The following is a 16,556-nucleotide window of genomic DNA, read 5'->3' as shown; positions in this document are numbered from 1 at the left end:
TAGTACACCGAGATCATCAGCACCCGCTCGTCCAGTGCCCGTGGTGTCTGCCGCTTGCTGGCCGGGTGCTGGTGGTGGCTGTCCTCTACCGGACGAGCCTGACCACGCGGCCGCTCGCGCCACTGTTCGGCAGCTCGCCTGCAACAGCGTGCTGGGTCATGGGTGACCCGATGCGGCGCCAGGGGCGCTGTCTGGGACTCGCAAGTTACCTTGGCGTCTGCGTTGGTGCCGAGGACGATGCCTTGGTGCGATGGAAGGGCAATCCGCTGCGGGCGGGTTCGAGTCGCTCTGCCGAACAGGCACGATCGGCACGCACCCCTCGGAGCAGTCCATCCGGGACGCGTTCTGGACGCAGGTTGGACACAGAGATCGGAAAAGACTGACAAAGGCCGAGAGGGGCTGAGGCGTCAAACCCTGTCTGACCTGGGAAAACGGCAGAGATGAACAGTGATCGGCAAGGGCCGCCAAGATCCTCAAAGGACTCATAATCCGTCGGCCGTGGGTTCGAGTCCCACCCGCCCCACCACCACGCAGTGCAGAATCGATCTGACCTGCGTATCGCACCCCCTCCCCCTTCTCCGCCGAGGCGTCGGCGTGTCGAGGGCTGGGCGGCCGCCGGGGGGCCGGGTGCGGGGGGCGGCCCGGGAGGCCGCATGGACGCCCAGGAGGCGTCCCACGGCCGTGCAGGGCGCTCACCCCGGTCGTGTGGTGGCCGGAACGCCGGTGTCCCGGCGCCAGGTTGTCTCAGCTCCCCGCCCGCGCGCCGAGGACAGGCCGAAGGGCGCCGGCCGGATCGGCGGGCGCCCTTGGGGGTCGGGGAGGGTCAGCTGCCCAGTGGGTCCAGCTCCAGGGGCTGGATCTTGCCCTCCAGCATGACGCCGAGGCCCTGGACGGCGCACACGTCGGGTCGTTCGGCGATGTGGACCGGCATGCCGGTGGCCTGGCGGAGCATCTGGTCGAAGCCGGGGAGCAGGGCGCTGCCGCCGACCATCATGATGCCGCGGTCGGCGAGGTCGGCCACCAGATCGGGCGGGCAGTCGCGCAGCACCTTGCCGATGCCGTCGAGGACGGCGGTCAGCGGGGTCTGGATGGCGTCGCGCACCGCGGCCGTGTCGACCTGGACCGAGCGGGCGAGGCCGGTGGCGACGTCGCGGCCGTGGATCTCGGTGGAGGCCGGGCCGTGCGGGGTCAGACCGTTGCCGGACAGGGCCAGTTGCAGGGGCCGTACCGACTGGCTGGGCAGCATCAGCTCGTGTTCGTGGCGCAGGTGCTGCACGATCGCGTGGTCCACGGCCTCGCCGCCGACGGGGATGCGTTCGGCGGTGACGATCGAGCCGAGGGAGAGCACGGCGACCTGGGTGGCCGCGGCGCCGCAGTCCAGGACCATCGTCGCCTCCGGCTGCTCTACCGGGAGGCCGCAGCCGACGGCGGTGGCGATGAGCGTGTCGACCAGTTCCACGCGGCGGGCGCCGAGGCCGACGAGGGTCTCGATGGCGGCGCGCTGGGCCAGCGGGTCGGCGTCGTGCGGGGTGCAGGCGGCGGCCCGCAGGAACGGCTTGCGGCGCAGCTGGCGGCGGATCTTGTCACCGATCAGGTGCCGCAGCATGCGCTGGGCCATCTCGATGTCGACGACCGTGCCGCCGGAGACGGGCCGGACGACGCGGATGTAGTGCGGGGTGCGGCCCGTCATCTTCTCCGCGAGCTCGCCGACCGCGATCAGCGCGCCGGTGCGGGTGTTGACGGCGGCGGCGGACGGCTGGTCGACGACCAGCCCGGCCCCCTTCACGTACACCCGCGTCCGCGCCGCGCCGAGGTCGACGGCGAAGTGGCAGCGGCGCAACTGCTCCAGGCTGGCGGTCATTGGCAGGTCCTCCCGAGAGCGCAGACCGTGGGGCCGCCCGCGGGCGGGCCTCGCTGTGCGGGCCGCCGGACCGGCGGGCCGTACTCGCATCGTGCGGGGGCCGTGGGGGCGGACGCCTTCTGGGATGCGCCGGGCGGGTCACCGCCGAATGGTTGATTCACCCTGTTCGCCCGAACATGTTTCGGATAATGGTCGTGCGGAGTTCCCTGCGACGGCCCCCGCACAGGCCGTTCACAACGCCCGTGCCGCCTGAAGGACCGGTTCCAGCGACGGCACCGTCGTCTCGCAGCCGGCCTCCAGCAGCCGCTGCTCGGTGGTGGGGCTCCGGGCCAGCCCCACGCACGGAAGACCGATGCGCAGGGCGGCCGTCACCTCCGCGGGGGAGGCCGTGATCAGCAGACCGGCGGGCGTCGGACGGCCGGGGCGGTGCAGCGCCCGCAGCAGACAGCTCGGGTCGGGCATCAGCCGGGTGAGGTCGTCGTCGCGGCCGTACACACCGACCGGGGGAAGACCGTACGGCTCCAGGTACCGGTGCACGGCCCGCTCGCACACGTCGCTGACGACCTCGACCGGTCGGCCCGCCTCGTGCAGCGCGCGGATGAGCGCGGCGAACCGGTAGGTGGCGGGCGCCTCCGGGACGGCACGCAGCTCCAGCTCGTCGAGACGGGCGCGCAGCACCGGGGCGAACGGCTCGCGGGCGAGCAAGCGCAGGACGTCCAGCGGGTGCGGGAACACCTCGCGCGCCTCGCCGGCCCCCCGCCCGAACGGCCGGCCCGCCTCGGCCGCCCGCGGATCGCGGTGCTCGGCGGCGACCGAGAGCAGGTCGAGCGCCGCCTCACGGGCGCTCTGCGCCGAGTACAGCCGGGCCAGCGGCCCGTCGAAGCCGAGCAGCACGGTCTGAGCCGCCGCGAGCAGCTCCGGCAGCGTGCGCGAGGCGGCGGTGCGCCGGGGCGGGGCGGGCGCCCGGCCGGGGGTCAGCCGCACCGAGTAGCTCACGGCGAGGCCCGGCACCGGCCAGTCGCGCACCACCGCGTTGACCGCGCGCTCCGCCCCCGCCGCATGGCGCGGCGAGCGGTGGCGGGTGACACGGCCGGCGGCCTCCGTCAGCCGCTCCAGCAGCCGGGGCAGGACCCGGGCCGGACCGCCGTGCACGAACGCCACCGGGTCCGTGACGTGCCAGGACAGCTCGACCGCGGCCGTGAAGCCGTCCTTCCCGGAGCTCGGCAGGCGCAGCTGCCGGGCCGCCGTGTGCGGGGTGAGGTCGACCTCGTAGTAGGTCGTGACGCGTGAGCGGGCGGGGTCGAGCAGGGCGAGGGGGCCGTCGGACGGCGCGTGCACCCGCGCCGAGCGGCCCGCCTCGGGGACGCCGAGTTCGCGCGGGTCCCGCACGATGTGCGGGCCGCTCACCAGGTCCCGGGTCCCGCCCGGCGCGTCCCCGCTCTGCGACAGCGGGCAGTACCAGGACAGCGGACCTGCGTCCACGTCGTCGTACCACGGCAGGAAGCGCTGCGGGCCCCTGGCGGCCGAGCTCGCCGCGAACCGCTCGTACAGGGCGGGCGGTACGGCGACCGTGAGCGGCGCCCGCCCCGACGGCTGCGGCGCGTCCTGGAACCGCACCCCCACCTGCGGCGGGTCCCGCAGCGCGGCCAGCGCCTCGGGGACCGTGCGCAGGGCGGCCACCAGGACGGGGAGCAGGTCCGCGCCGGGTTCGGTGCGCACGTCGTAGCCGTCCTCCCGGACCGTCACCTCGTACTGCTGCGGGGTCAGCGCCCCGCGCGCGAGCGTCTCGTGGACGGCGTACTCCAGCTTGATCCGGGCCTCGGGCCGGCCGGTGAGGGGGGTGGTGGTGAGGGAGAGGGCGGGTGCGGCGGGGGACGGCGCGGGGCCCGCCTCCTCGCGCAGCTCCCGGCCCAGTTCCAGCAGCTCCGGGCTCCGGCCGCCGGAGAGTTCGTACTCCTCGAACACCTCCAGCGCCTCGGCCGTACGGCCCTGGCGGCGCAGCGCGATCAGATACAGGCGGCGGAAGTCCTCCCGGGCCGGGTGCGCCCGGACCAGGCCGGCGAGGTCGCCGGCCGCGCGGTCCACCTCGCCGAGGTCCAGGTCGAGTTCGGCGCGGGTGCGGCAGAGGGTGAGGTGCAGCTGGAGGAGGCGGGTGCGGGCGGTGCGGGCGGCGGGGCCGGGCACGTCGTGCAGGAGCGCGTCGGCTTGCCACAGGCCCAGCGCGTCGGTGATGTGGGCGTGGGCCTCGGCGAGGTCCGCCGCCAGGCGGGCTCTTTCCGCGGCCCGGACGAGGGTGTCGCAGCGGACGACGTCCACCTGGTCGGCGCTGGTGTGCAGGGCGTAGCCGTCGGGGCGGGTCGCGAGGGCGGCGTCCGGGCCGAGGAGGGTGCGCAGCCGCGACGCCGTCGCGCCGAGGACGGCCATGGCGTTGCCCGGCTCCTGTCCGGGCGCCCAGATCCCCGTACGCAGCTCCTCATGAGTGACCACGTGGCCGTGTCTGAGCAGCAGCAGCGCGAGCATGGCGCGTGCGGTGCCGTCGGGTTCGGGTGCTCCCTCGACCCGCAGCGGGCCCAGCACCCGGTAGCGGCGCGGTGCGTAGGTGTCGTGCGCGAGGGACGGCAGCTGCGGATCGCTGAGCAGGGTCAGCCCCGTCGGCTCGGCCCGCATCAGCCGGTTCAGGGCGTGCGCGTAACTCCGCCGCATCCGGGCCGGCAGGCGCACGAGCGTGCCGGCGTCGACCGGGCGGTCCCGGGAGCCCGTGTCCGTGGCCAACTGCAGCAGCATCTCGGCCAGGGCCCACAGATCCGCCTCGCGGCCTTCCGCGCCGGGCGCGCGGCCCGGTTCGAAGAGGCTGAGCTTCACCGTGCCGTCGGGCAGCAGCACCACCCGGGACATGCCGAGACCGCCGTGCGCGGTCCCTGTCTCGTGCACGGTCCGGAGTGCCTGGGCGAGCCCGCTGCCGACCGACACCAGCAGCGGCGGCGGAAGCCGGTAACCGTTGGGCGCGGCCAGGCTGTTGAGGGGGATGCCGTCCAGGTGCTCCATGACGACGTAGGGGGTGTCGCCGTCGAAGCCGATGTCGTGGACGGTCACCACGTTCGGATGGCGCAGCTTCTTCAGACGCCGTGCGTCGCGCAGGAACGCCTCGCGGCGGGCCGGGTCGGTGATCGGCCCGTGCAGCCGGAGCGCGACCTGGCGGCCGGTCTCGGTGTCCCGCGCCTGCCACAGGGACCCGGTGGGGGTCAGTCGCCGCACCAGCCGGTAGCGGTCGGCCAGGCCCGCCGGCACCGGCTCGGTGCCGGTCAGCTGTCGCGCGCTCTCGGGGCTGACCGTCGCGAAGGCCTCCCCGTCCGCCCCCGTCGTCCCGCCCTCCGCCGGGGTCGTCGCCGCGAACTCGCCCGGTGCGCGTCCGGCCCGGCTGTCGATGAGGCCGCCGACGCGTTCCAGGAGGTCGGTCGTGCGCAGCCGGGACGTGCGGGGGACCGCGCGGAGCAGCAGCTCGCGCACCCCGGGCCGGAAGGTGTACGAGCCAGGAGGGCCCGGTGCGGCCGTCAGCAGCCCGCTGAGGATGACCTCGGCGAGGTGCTGCGGGCGCGGGTCGGGTTCCAGGGCGGCGTGGATCAGGCGCATGACCGGCAGGTCGGGGCGGCCCAGGGCCAGATGGCCGGCCAGGCGGAACGCCTCGGGGGAGGCGGTGGCGCGGAAGCGCAGGACCAGGTCCTCGGGCGTGAGCAGGGAGAGGTCCGTCAGGTCCGTCGCGTCGGGCGGGCCGGCCGGCAGGGCCGCCACCGCCGCCGGGTACCGCGTGCCTCCGGGCGAGGCGATCAGCGACGCCCAGTTCGCCAGCCAGGCCGGGTCCGGCTCCAGCACCGGCAGGGGCAGGCCGGGCTCCGTGACGCCGTCGTACGGCTCGAACGCCAGCAGGGACGACGGTGCCGCCGGGTACGGGGACGACAGGCGGCCCGGTGCCGCCGGGAGGGCCGTGTCGCGCCAGAGGTGTTCCGGCAGGGGCTGGACCAGGGCGACCGGCATACGGTGCGACCAGCGGCGCAGGGTGGCGTACCAGCGGGTGGCCGCCGGGCCCTCGCGCCACTGCGGGCCCATGCAGTCGCTGATCAGCAGCGTGACCGTACGGCCGTCGGCGGGCGCGTGCGCGGCCCGGCCGTCGACCGTGCCGTCGGGGGCGGCGCGGTGCAGGGTCACCGTGCGGAACACGCCCGACTGGGCCAGGGCGGTGTGGAGTTCGGCGACCAGGGGCCGCCAGACGGGCATGGTCGGGCCGGTGTCGTGGACCAGGTGCAGCCGCAGCCAGCGTTCCCGCGCCGGCCGCATGACCGGCAGCCACCACTCGGGGGCCGCGCCGAGGCGGGCGATGCGTTCGGCGGTGGCCCGCTCGTCCAGCTCATGGCCGGCCGGCGCGTCCGTACGGCGCTTGAGGGGCCGCAGCGCGCGCTGCAGGCCCAGCGGGTGACGCAGCATCGGGGGCGCGGGGGCCAGCAGGGCGGCGTGCCGCGGCGCCGGGCCGTCCCCGCCGCGGGGTGAGGGCAGGTGCAGCGGGACCCGCGCCTCGGGGGCCGGCGGTGTCCCCGGTGCCCCGGGCCCGGGCGGCGGGGGCGGGGCGGGCTCCTCGGCGGGCTCCCGCGGCTGCGCCGGGCGGGGCCGCGGCGGCTCGGCCCGCGGGCTTTCCGGGGACGCCGGGTGCACGTCCTCCATCCGCCGGGCCAGCCAGAGCAGTTCGGCCAGCTCGCGCCCGGTCGGGCGGACGCCGGAACCGCTCGCCTCGGCCAGCAGGCCGGCGAGCCGGACCAGGGGCTCGGCGCCGCCCGGCGCCCCCGCGGACCCGGGCCCGTCCGGGAGGTCAGAAGGCATCGGTCTGCGGGTCCTGCCCCAGATACGGCATCAGCTGGGTGGCGAGGTCGTCGAGGGAGCTCGCGGGGAGGTCGGAGGTGCGGGCGAGGTAGATGGCGTTCAGGAGCTGGTCGGTGGCGAGGTCGCCGCCGCCGACCCGGGACAGGAAGCGGTCGATGAGGCGGCGGGCGTTGTCGTCGGGCTCGCCCAGGTGGGCGCGGACGATGTCGGCGAGGTGGCGGTCGTCGGGCTGGCTCAGCCGGAGGGTCACGCAGCGGCGCAGGAAGGCGGGCGGGAACTCGCGCTCGCCGTTGCTGGTCAGCACGACGAAGGGGAACGCGTGGCAGCGGACCCGGCCGCGCTCGACCGGGACGCGCTCGTCCGAGCCGTCGGCCAGCACCTGCGCGACCGGTGTGTCCCGGGCCGCGCGGACCAGCTCCGGGATCTCGTACTGGCCCTCCTCCAGGACGTGCAGCAGGTCGTTGGGCAGGTCCAGGTCGCTCTTGTCGATCTCGTCGATGAGCAGGGCACGCGGGCGGGCGTAGGGGAGGAGCGCGGTGCCGAGGGGGCCGAGGCGGAGGTGGTTCTCCACGCCCGTGTCGCCCGGTCCCTCCAGCGACTGCCGGGCCGCGTACAGGCGGGAGAGAGGGTCGTACTGGTAGAGGCCGTCGTGCAGGGTGCTGCGGCTGGTGATGTTCCAGCGCAGGACCGGGCCGAGGCGCAGCTCGCGGGCGACCGCGTAGGCGAGGGAGGACTTGCCGGTGCCGGGCGGGCCGGTGACCAGCAGCGGGCGGCGCAGATACAGGGCGGCGTTGACGAGCTGGACGGTCTGCTCGGTGGCCCGGTACGTCTCGGCGCGGTGGGTGCGGTCGGGGGAGTCCGCGTCGGCCGAACCGTCCGTGGGCGCGCTCAGCAGCGGGCCGCCGTCGAACGCCCGCCACGGCGGGGGCGCGGGCAGCTTCAGAATGCCGTCGTGCGGCTCGTTGGTGCCGGTGTAGACGGGCCACAGGGGCATGGCGGGGCTCTTCTTTCGTGGTTCGCTCAGGCGACGGGGGAGTGCAGACAGGCGGTCGGCTCCGGGAAGCAGCGCGGGTCGTCCCACAGCAGCTGCAGGTCACGGGCCCAGTGCCGGTCCGGCTCGTCGGCGGCCTCGGCGGTCTCGCGCAGGGTCAGCACGAGACGGGGCAGCTCGGCGGGCGGTACGCCCGTCACGGACTCGGTGAGTTCGTCGAGGAACGCGCTGCCCGTGCAGGGGCCGGCGTGGACGGTGCCGGGGCAGCCGGTGCGCGGCCACAGCAGGACGGGCACGGGCACGTTGACGGCGACCTCGAAGTGCTCCCGCACGGCCGGGGGCGGGGCGCCGTAGGCGGTGAGCCCGGCGTCGTGTTCGCGCAGGCGCTTGCGCAGGCTAGGCGGGCGCTCGCGGGTGCCGCACTCGACGCGGTGCAGGGGCGTGGTGCCGGCGTCCAGCTTCTGCCACTTCTTGGCGAGCTGGTGGCGCAGCCGGCCGCTGCGGTGCCGGGCGCGGTCCGCGACGACCAGCGGGTAGGCGCAGCCCAGCGGGGTCGGGTCGTCGGGGCTGCACTCCCAGCGGGCCACCGGTTCGTTCAGCCACTCCCGCGGCAGCACGAAGGTCAGCAGCTCCTCCGCGTCGGGGGAGAGCTGGGTGAACGCCTCGTCGATGCGCTCCTGCACATAGGCGCGTACGGCGGTGCGCGGCAGCCGGCGGGCGCCGACCGGGCGGCGGTGTCCGTCGCGGTAGGCGGAGACCTCGACGGTGACCTGGTCGGCGCCCGCGCCGCTGTGCTCGATCTCCACGACGATCGGCGACCAGGCCGCCTCCGGGCGGGTGGGCGGCGTCTCGTCGAGCAGCAGTTCCTGGAGCCGGTCGGCGAACCGGGTCACCGCCTCCGCCTCCGGCACCTCCCACTGCACATAGCGGGCCGCCCGCTCCAGTGAGGGGAACCCGCCGGGCGGCAGGGGCGGTCCGAAGGGGCCGACCGCGTCGACGTACAGCCGGTCGGGGTCGAGGCCGGGACGGGCCTCCCGCTGCGCGCGCCGCACCAGCGTGTACAGCCGGCGGCGTTCGTCCGCGGCGTGGCCGGCCGTGGGGACCAGTTCGCCGAGGCCGCTCCAGTAGCGGGCCATGACCTCCGTCGGCAGCATGCGGCCGACCCGCACCTCACGGGAGCCCGCGACCGCCGACACCATCCCGACCACGCTGCCGTCCGCCCGGGTCACGGCGGCCCCGCTGAACCCGGCCGCCAGCGGCTGGCCGTGCGCGGTCAGCGCCTCCAGCTGGACCCACTCGCCGGAGATGAGCGGGCCGGGCAGGGCACGGTAGGCGGCGAGCATGCCCTCGTCGTAGCCCTTCGGGAAGCCGTACGCGACCAGCTCGCCGTCGTGCTCCGCGCCGGGCGGCGCGAACAGGGCCGGGGCCAGCGGCACATCCCGTTCCAGCTCCAGTACGACGAGGTCGCCGGGGTCGGCCGCGCCGCCCCGCCAGCCGCCGTGGACGGCGACCGAGGCGCGCACGCCGCCCAGTTCGCGGCGGCCCGGGAAGGACACCGTGACCTCGGCCGCGTCACTGCACCGCACGACATGGGCACAGGTGAGCACCCGGCGCGCCGACACCAGGAAGCCCGCGCCGACCTCCCTCCCGCACTCGACGCGGGCGTGCCAGGCCGCCTTGCTCATACGGACCCGTCGGCCGGCCCCGGCGACCAGCTGAGCTTGACGATCAGATGGCCCTCCGCCGCGCCCTTGGCGATGACCGCGCCGGTCTCCGCGCTCAGCTTCACCCCGAACTCCAGCTCCACCGAGTCGGGGCGCAGCGTGCCCTCCCGGAACACCCGCAGCGCGGACTCCGCCGCCGCGCGCACGCCCTCCAGCGCGCCCTCGAAGGTGCGCGCCGCCAGCGCGGGTCCGCCGCCGCGCGAGACCAGCCGGGCGCCGGACTCGTCGTCGTCGGCCGCCTCGACGACGATCCGCGCGCCGTCCTCGGTCTTGAACTCCACCAGGCCGTCCATGGCGCCGTGTCGCTCCCCCGTGTGTTGCGTGACGTCGGTGAACTCCATTGTGTCCGAGACGACTTCGCCTTGTCCCGCCGCAATCGCCGGACGCCCGGCGGCGATGGCGGAAACCCGCCACATCGGCGATCCCCCGCTCCCGGGCAACTCCCGCCCGCACAGGGCACATCACACTGCTCCCACCACATGACCCACTCGACCGAACCGACCGAGAGAGGTGGGGATGACCACAGGACCAGTCGGGCGCCGGGCCGCCGTCACAGCGGCCGTCATGGCGCTCCTGCTGACGCCGACGGCGGACGCGCGGGGCGACACCCCGGCCCCCGCGCCCGCCGGGGACTCACGGAGCTTCGTCCAGCACGTCACGCTCGTCACCGGCGACCGGGTGACGCTCACCGACGTGGGTGACGGGAAGCGGACGGTCTCCGTGCGCCGGCCCGAGGGCGCCGCCGGAGCGGTGCGCGTGCGGTCGGCGAACGGCCGTGTCACCGTCGTACCGGACGAGGCCCTGCCGTACCTGCGCGCGGGCACGCTGGACGAGCGGCTGTTCGACGTCAGCGGGCTGATACGGCAGGGCCTCGCCGACGAGAAGGCCGGTGAGCTGCCGCTGATCGTGACGTACGACCGGGGCGCGCGGGCCGCCGTACCGCGCGGGGCCGAGCGGACGCGGGCCCTGCCCAGCGTGCGCGGGGCGGCGCTGGAGGCGGGCCGGGGCCGGGAGTTCTGGCGGTCGTTCACCCGGCAGGACGGCATCCGCGCGGTGTGGCTCGACGGCCGGGTCCGCGCCGACATGGCCGAAAGCAACGCCCGGATCGGCACGTCCGCCGCCTGGGAGGCCGGGCTGACCGGCGAGGGCGTCACCGTCGCCGTCCTCGACTCCGGCGTCGACGCCGGCCACCCCGACCTCGCCGGACGCGTCGTCGCGAGCCGCAGCTTCGTCGGAGAGGGCGGCCAGGAGGTCACCGACCGGTGGGGCCACGGCACCCACGTCGCGTCCGTCCTCGGCGGCAGCGGGGCCGCCTCCGCCGGCGTCGAGCGCGGTGTGGCGCCGGGCGCCGCGCTCGCCATCGGCAAGGTGCTCGGCGACCAGGGCACCGGCAGCGAGTCCCAGATCATCGCCGGGATGGAGTGGGCCGCCCGCGAGGTCGGCGCCGACATCGTCAACCTGAGTCTCGGCACCACCGAGCCCAGCGACGGCACCGATCCGATGGCACAGGCCGTGAACACCCTGTCCCGGGAGACCGGCACCCTGTTCGTGGCCGCCGCCGGGAACACCGGGGCGCCCTCCTCCATCGGCTCGCCCGGCGCCGCCGACGCCGCGCTCACCGTCGGCGCCGTGGACTCCGCCGACCGGGCCGCATGGTTCACCAGCGCGGGCCCGCGCCACGGCGACGACGGCCTCAAGCCCGACCTCGCCGCGCCCGGCGTGGACGTCCTCGCCGCCCGCTCCTCGCTCACCGACGGCAGCGGCCCGTACACCTCCCTGAGCGGCACCTCGATGGCGGTCCCGCACGTCGCGGGTGCGGCCGCGCTGCTCGCGCAGCAGCACCCCGACTGGACGGGCGCCCGGCTCAAGGACGCGCTGATGTCGACGGCCGAGCCGCTGGACGCGCCCGTGTACGAGCTGGGCGCGGGCCGGGTGAGCGTGCGGGACGCCGTCCGCGCCCCGGTCACGGCGACCGGCAGCGTCGACCTCGGCTTCCTGCGCTGGCCGTACCCGGCGAACCCGCCGGTGGCCCGGACCGTCACCTACGCCAACTCCACCGGCACGGACGTACGGCTGCGTCTGTCGGCCTCCGGCGACGCCGCCGTGCTCGCCGACTCCACGCTCGTCGTGCCCCCGCACGGCACCGCGTCCACGACCGTCACCCGGGACGGCGCGAACACCCCGGCCGGCGCCACCGGCGGCCGGATCACGGCCGTCTCCGACGACGGCACGGTCCTCGCCCGGACCGCGTACGGGCTGGTCAAGGAGGACGAGCGGTACACCCTCACCGTGCACGTCAAGGACCGCGACGGAGCGCCCGCCGCGGCCGACGTCACGGTGCAGCGGCTCGCCGAGGGCGCCGACCCGCTCCCCGCCCGCGTCGGCGGCTCGGGCACCCTCGCGCTGCGGCTCGCGCCCGGCACCTACAGCCTGACCTCCTTCCTCGACGTCCGCGGCAGCCACGGCGCCGACTCGCTCGGCCTCGGCTTCCTCGCCGCGCCCGAGGTCGTCCTCGACCACGACCGCGAAGTAACGCTGGACGCCCGGGAGTTGCACGAGCTGCGAGCCGAGGTCGACCGGCGTACCGAGCGGCGCCAGCTCGTCATGGAGTACGCCCGCGCCGGGGGCGGCTCCGACGCGTTCGGGGCGGTCATGGTGCCGCCGGTCTACGACAGCGTGTTCGCGGCGCCCACCGCGCGGGCCGGCCAGGGCCTGTTCGAGTACCGGACCGTATGGCGGCTGGGCAAGCCGCGGCTTCAGGTCCGGGGCGTCCGCGACGCGCTCGTGCAGTCCGGCGGCACGCTCGCCGACGGCCGCAGCCGGCTGCCGCTGGTGGACGTGGGGGAGGGGCCGTTCGCCGGCGTCCGGGGCAAGGCGGTGCTCGCCCGTCTCGGCGAGGGCGTGGAGCCGGGCGCACTGGCGCAGGCGGCGCAGGACGCGGGGGTGGCCGCCCTGTTCGTGACCGACGACCGGCCCGGCCGGCTCAGTGCCTGGTGGGGCGCGGACGACGGCACCGACCGGCCCTTCCCGATCGCCACGCTCGACACCGCCGACGCGGCCCGGCTGCGGCAGGCCGGGACCGTCGACATGACCGGCACCCGCGACACGCCCTATGTGTACGACCTCGCGCAGGGGCACCGGGGCGCGATCCCCGACCGGGACCTGACCTACCGGCCCGGCGACGACGAACTGGCCGTGCTGGACACCGCCTTCCACGCGGCGCGGCCGCGGGACGGCAGCGAGTTCCGGTACGCGCTGACCGACGCCTTCCCGCTCGGGCTCGGCTTCCCGGAGCGCGTCGGCCTGCCCGCCGAGCGCACGGACTTCGTCTCCACCGGGCCCGGGCAGCGCTGGCAGGAGACCGTGTCCACGGCGGACGGGGCGCTGGAGCAGCGCGGCGGCCCCGTCCGGTACCGGGGCGGCACCCACCGGGAACTGGCGTGGTTCCGGCCGGTCTGGCACCCCTGGCTCGGCACGGCGCTGGAGCGGGGCCCGGCCCGCACGGGCGACCGGCTGGAGTTCAGCCTGCCCGGCTGGGGCGACTCCGGGCCCGACCACTCCGGTTTCGGTGACGTGTGGAGCGAGGAGAGCGGCATGAGCCAGTCCACCGAGGTGTACCTGGACGGCGAACTCGTCGACCGGCGCCAGGGGGCCGACGCGTACGTCGCCGGCGCGCCCGCCGACGAGCACACCTACCGGGTCGTCACCGGCACCGCGCTCGACGCGGGGCGCTGGGGGCTCGGCACCGAGGGCCGCACCGAGTGGACCTTCCGCTCCGCGGCCACCGCCGCGGAGACCCGGCTGCCGCTGCTCAACCTCTCCTTCGACCTCCGCACCGACCTCGCGGGGCGGGTGCCGGGCGGGCACCGCGTGCCCGTCGGGGCGGCGGCCGGGTACGTGGCCGGGGCGCAGGGCACCGGGGTGGTCGGCGGGGTCGCGCTGGAGGTGTCGTACGACGACGGGGTGAGCTGGCGGCGGGTCGGCCTGGACCGGTCGGGGCGCGGGACGCTCATCGTCCCGGAGGGCGCCGCGTCCGTGTCCCTGCGGGCGTCGGCGCGCGACGACCGGGGCGGGTCGGTGCGGCAGGAGATCGTCCGGGCCGCAGGGGTCCGCTGACCACGGCCCGGCACGCGGACGGCGCCGCCTCCCTGGGAAGGGGGACGGCGCCGCCGTGCGTTCCCGGGACGGTCCTCGGGCCGGCCGGCCGGGACCCTCACGGTTGACGGTCACCTGTTCCAGGGGACAACTGGTCACCTGTTCCAGGGCACAACTCGTCCCCTGTTCGGATCAGCCCCAGCTCCGCCAAGTCCTGGGGACGAAGCCGCAGTTGGCCGGCGGTCGCCTCGGTCTGCTCCGGCGGGCGCTTCAGGATCGCCGCCGCGAGCTCCGGGGCGATGACGGAGAAGTAACTGTCCGGCGTGGCCCAGGTGTTGCCGGGCGCGGCCACCGCCAGCGCCCCGCCCGAGCCGCCCTCGCCGATCAGCAGCGTGGTCACCGGGGTGCGCGCCCCCGCCACCGCGCCGAACAGCTCCGCGATCGCCGCGCCCGCGCCCTGCCGCTCCGCCTCGGCGTCGTTGGCGGCGCCCGGGGTGTCCACCAGCGTCAGCACCGGGATGCCGAGCCGGTCCGCGAGCCGGATCAGCCGGGTCGCCGTGCGGTAGCCGGCCGGGCGGGTCGCGGTGCCGCACTGGGCCGCGTAGGCGACGGTACGGCCCCGGTGCTCGCCGAAGCCGCACAGCATGCCGGGGTCGGTGCCGCCGCAGCGGTCCCCGCTGATCGCCGCCCGGTCGGTGAAGTAGGCGTCCAGGTAGGCCTCGGCGCGCGGGCGTCCGGACGACCGGGCCCGACGGACGGCGTCCCAGCCGGTGCGCGGCAGGTCACCGGCGCCGAGGGGCCCCGGGGGCGGGGCGGGCTCGGCGGAGGGCCTGGTCAGCAGGCGCAGCCAGCGGCCCAGGGTGGCGCGCAGTTCCTCCGGCCGTACGACCGCGTCGGCCGCGCCCGCCGCCACCTGGGACTCGGCGGTGTACGCGGCCGGGTCGGCGTCCTGAGGGCGCACCCGGGAGCCGGCGAAGCCGACCTGCGCGCCGGGCAGGGCGAGGATCACGTCGGCGCCCGCGCCCAGGGTGGCCCAGCCGCCGCCGGTCGTGGGGTCGCGCAGGACGGCGATCTGCGGCAGCCCCGCCTCGCGGGTGAGCACCGACTGCCGGGCCACGCGCTGGAGCTGGGTCAGCGCGACCATGCCCTCCTGCATCCGGCTGCCGCCCGTGGCGATCAACGGCACGACCGGCAGCCGGTGTTCACGCGCGTGGACGTACGCCGCCTCGATGCGGTCGCCGGTGCGCTCGCCGAGGGAGCCGCCCAGGAAGCCGAACTCGAAGGAGATCAGCACCGCCGGCGTGCCCTCGACCCGGGCGGTGCCGCACACCACGGACTCCGGTTCACCGGTGCGCTCGGCGGCACGCGCGCGGGCGGCGTCGTAGCCGTCCCAGCCGAGGGGGCCGTCCGTGGCCGCCGTGCGGCCGGGCGGCGGCTCCGTGAACTCCTCGAACCCTTCGGCGACCAGGGCGATCGCCTCCCGCGCGGTGAGGCGCACGGTCATGAGGCCAGCGCCCGCTTCATGATCTTGCCCATGTCGTTGCGGGGCAGGGCGTCCAGGTGGTGCACGACCCGGGGCCGCTTGTGCGGGGCGAGCCGCCGGGTCACGTGGTCCGCCAACTCCTGGAGACCGGGCGGGGCCTCGGGGTCGGCGGGCACGATCCAGGCGACGATCCGCTCGCCCAGGTCCGGGTCCGGCTCCCCGGTCACGGCGGCCTCCCGCACCCCCGGATGCTCCAGCAGGGCGTTCTCGATCTCGCCGGCTCCGATCTTGTAACCGCCGCTCTTGATCAGGTCGGTGGCCTTGCGTCCGACGATCCGCACATAGCCGTCGGGCTCGCGCACCGCCATGTCCCCGGTGCGGAAGTAGCCGTCCGCCGTGAACGCGGCCGCGGTGGCGTCGGGCCGGTTGAGGTACTCGGTGAACAGGTTGGGCCCGCGCACCTGGATCTCGCCGACCGTCTCCCCGTCGTACGCCGTGATCGCGGAGCCGTCCTCCTCCACCAGCCGCAGCTCCACGCCCGGCAGCGGCACCCCCACGGACCCGGCGCGGGCCTCGCCGTCGGCACGGACGCTGGTGTTCATCAGCGTCTCCGTCATGCCGTACCGCTCGATCACCCGGCGTCCGGCCGCCGCCGCGATCCGCTCGTGGTCGTGCACCGGCAGCGCGGCCGAGCCGGACACCAGCAGACGCGCCCCCGCCAGCGCCTTCGCCAGCTCCGGGTCGCCGGGCAGGGTCTCCGCGATCCGGTGGTACATCGTCGGCACCCCGAACAGCATGGTCGCCCCGGACGCCAGCTCCCGCGTCACGCCCTCGGTGGTGAACCGGCCCAGATGCCGTACGGCGCCGCCGCGCCGCAGCGGGCCCAGGACGCCGAGCACCAGCCCGTGCACATGGAACAGCGGAAGCCCGTGAACGAGCACATCGGCGTCCGTCCACTGCCAGGCCTCGGCCAGCGCGTCCAGGGTCGCGGCGACGGCCCTGCGCGGGATCACGGCACCCTTGGGCGGGCCGGTGGTGCCGGAGGTGTAGACGATCAGCGCGGGGTCGGCGTCGTCCGCCCGGTCCTCGGGGAGAGCGCCCTGCGCGTGCACGTCGACGTCGGCCCGCACCAACCCTTGTAGCGCCTGGGGCAGTTGGGCTCCCGGCGCGGCGAGCACGACGTCCGGTGCGCTGTCGCCCAGGATGTGCGCCAGCTCCTTCTCGCCCGACTTCGGGTTCAGCGGCACCAGCGGCAGCCCGGCCAGCAGCACGCCGACCGCGCCGACTGCCGTCTCCAGCGCGGGCGTCGCCCACACGGCGACCCGGCCAGCGCCGCGCACCCGCTCCGCCACGGCACCGGCCGCGGCGGAGAGTTGAGCGTACGTCAGCGACCGCGCCCCGAACCGGAGCGAGACGCGCTCGCCGGGACCACCGGCGAGCGCGGGAAAGAGGGAGGACACGCGGGGCACTCCTTGACTGTCGGGCGGCGTTCGGAAACTGCCGGGGACGAACCGTTCCTACCCCAACCCGGGC

8 protein-coding genes are annotated in these 16,556 nt (G+C 76.0%); 1 reads left to right on the top strand and 7 read right to left on the bottom strand.

Going from position 1 to position 16,556, the window contains the following annotated elements; all coding sequences use genetic code 11:
- Positions 1–823: 823 nt before the first annotated feature.
- From ACIGXJ_RS03315 to ACIGXJ_RS03295, 5 genes are all read right to left on the bottom strand, one after another.
- Complete coding sequence (locus tag ACIGXJ_RS03315) at positions 824–1,861, bottom strand: rod shape-determining protein (protein WP_399640979.1); 1,038 nt, start codon at positions 1,859–1,861, stop codon at positions 824–826.
- A 231-nt stretch (positions 1,862–2,092) separates the two neighbouring features.
- The gene (locus tag ACIGXJ_RS03310; RefSeq protein WP_399640976.1) at positions 2,093–6,730 is read right to left on the bottom strand and encodes an SAV_2336 N-terminal domain-related protein; all 4,638 of its coding nucleotides are present in this window, start codon (positions 6,728–6,730) and stop codon (positions 2,093–2,095) included.
- Positions 6,720–7,724, bottom strand: coding sequence for an AAA family ATPase (locus ACIGXJ_RS03305; protein ID WP_399640973.1), 1,005 nt, complete (start codon positions 7,722–7,724; stop codon positions 6,720–6,722). The genes ACIGXJ_RS03310 and ACIGXJ_RS03305 overlap by 11 nt, the downstream gene beginning before the upstream one ends.
- Before the next feature lie 26 nt (positions 7,725–7,750).
- Positions 7,751–9,406 (bottom strand): trypsin-like peptidase domain-containing protein, encoded by a 1,656-nt coding sequence (locus ACIGXJ_RS03300; RefSeq protein WP_399640970.1) that lies wholly within the window; start codon positions 9,404–9,406, stop codon positions 7,751–7,753.
- Positions 9,403–9,738: a CU044_2847 family protein gene (locus ACIGXJ_RS03295; RefSeq protein ID WP_399640968.1), complete on the bottom strand. Its 336-nt coding sequence runs from the start codon at positions 9,736–9,738 to the stop codon at positions 9,403–9,405. Before ACIGXJ_RS03295 ends, ACIGXJ_RS03300 begins: the two co-directional genes overlap by 4 nt.
- 223 nt (positions 9,739–9,961) lie before the next feature.
- On the opposite strand from ACIGXJ_RS03295, the gene ACIGXJ_RS03290 reads away from it, so the two are divergent.
- Positions 9,962–13,561 (top strand): S8 family serine peptidase, encoded by a 3,600-nt coding sequence (locus tag ACIGXJ_RS03290; RefSeq protein ID WP_399640966.1) that lies wholly within the window; start codon positions 9,962–9,964, stop codon positions 13,559–13,561.
- A 97-nt stretch (positions 13,562–13,658) separates the two neighbouring features.
- Here ACIGXJ_RS03290 and ACIGXJ_RS03285 read toward each other — a convergent pair whose 3' ends face one another.
- Positions 13,659–15,044, bottom strand: a complete 1,386-nt coding sequence (locus ACIGXJ_RS03285) for a carboxyl transferase domain-containing protein (RefSeq protein ID WP_399640963.1) — start codon at positions 15,042–15,044, stop codon at positions 13,659–13,661.
- On the bottom strand, positions 15,041–16,483 hold the full coding sequence (locus ACIGXJ_RS03280; protein ID WP_399640961.1) for an acyl-CoA synthetase: 1,443 nt from the start codon (positions 16,481–16,483) through the stop codon (positions 15,041–15,043). The genes ACIGXJ_RS03285 and ACIGXJ_RS03280 overlap by 4 nt, the downstream gene beginning before the upstream one ends.
- Positions 16,484–16,556 lie beyond the last annotated feature (73 nt).

Source organism: Streptomyces sp. NPDC053367, from assembly GCF_044545925.1.
In the GTDB taxonomy this organism is placed as follows: domain Bacteria; phylum Actinomycetota; class Actinomycetes; order Streptomycetales; family Streptomycetaceae; genus Streptomyces.
Note: the sequence above shows the minus strand (reverse complement) of the source record. Positions and strands in the feature narration are given on the sequence as shown.

Coding starts and splice junctions, on each gene's coding strand:
- ACIGXJ_RS03315 (WP_399640979.1), bottom strand. CDS start 1,861: ATGACCGCCAGCCTGGAGCAGTTGCGCCGCTGCCACTTCGCCGTCGAC.
- ACIGXJ_RS03310 (WP_399640976.1), bottom strand. CDS start 6,730: ATGCCTTCTGACCTCCCGGACGGGCCCGGGTCCGCGGGGGCGCCGGGC.
- ACIGXJ_RS03305 (WP_399640973.1), bottom strand. CDS start 7,724: ATGCCCCTGTGGCCCGTCTACACCGGCACCAACGAGCCGCACGACGGC.
- ACIGXJ_RS03300 (WP_399640970.1), bottom strand. CDS start 9,406: ATGAGCAAGGCGGCCTGGCACGCCCGCGTCGAGTGCGGGAGGGAGGTC.
- ACIGXJ_RS03295 (WP_399640968.1), bottom strand. CDS start 9,738: ATGGACGGCCTGGTGGAGTTCAAGACCGAGGACGGCGCGCGGATCGTC.
- ACIGXJ_RS03290 (WP_399640966.1), top strand. CDS start 9,962: ATGACCACAGGACCAGTCGGGCGCCGGGCCGCCGTCACAGCGGCCGTC.
- ACIGXJ_RS03285 (WP_399640963.1), bottom strand. CDS start 15,044: ATGACCGTGCGCCTCACCGCGCGGGAGGCGATCGCCCTGGTCGCCGAA.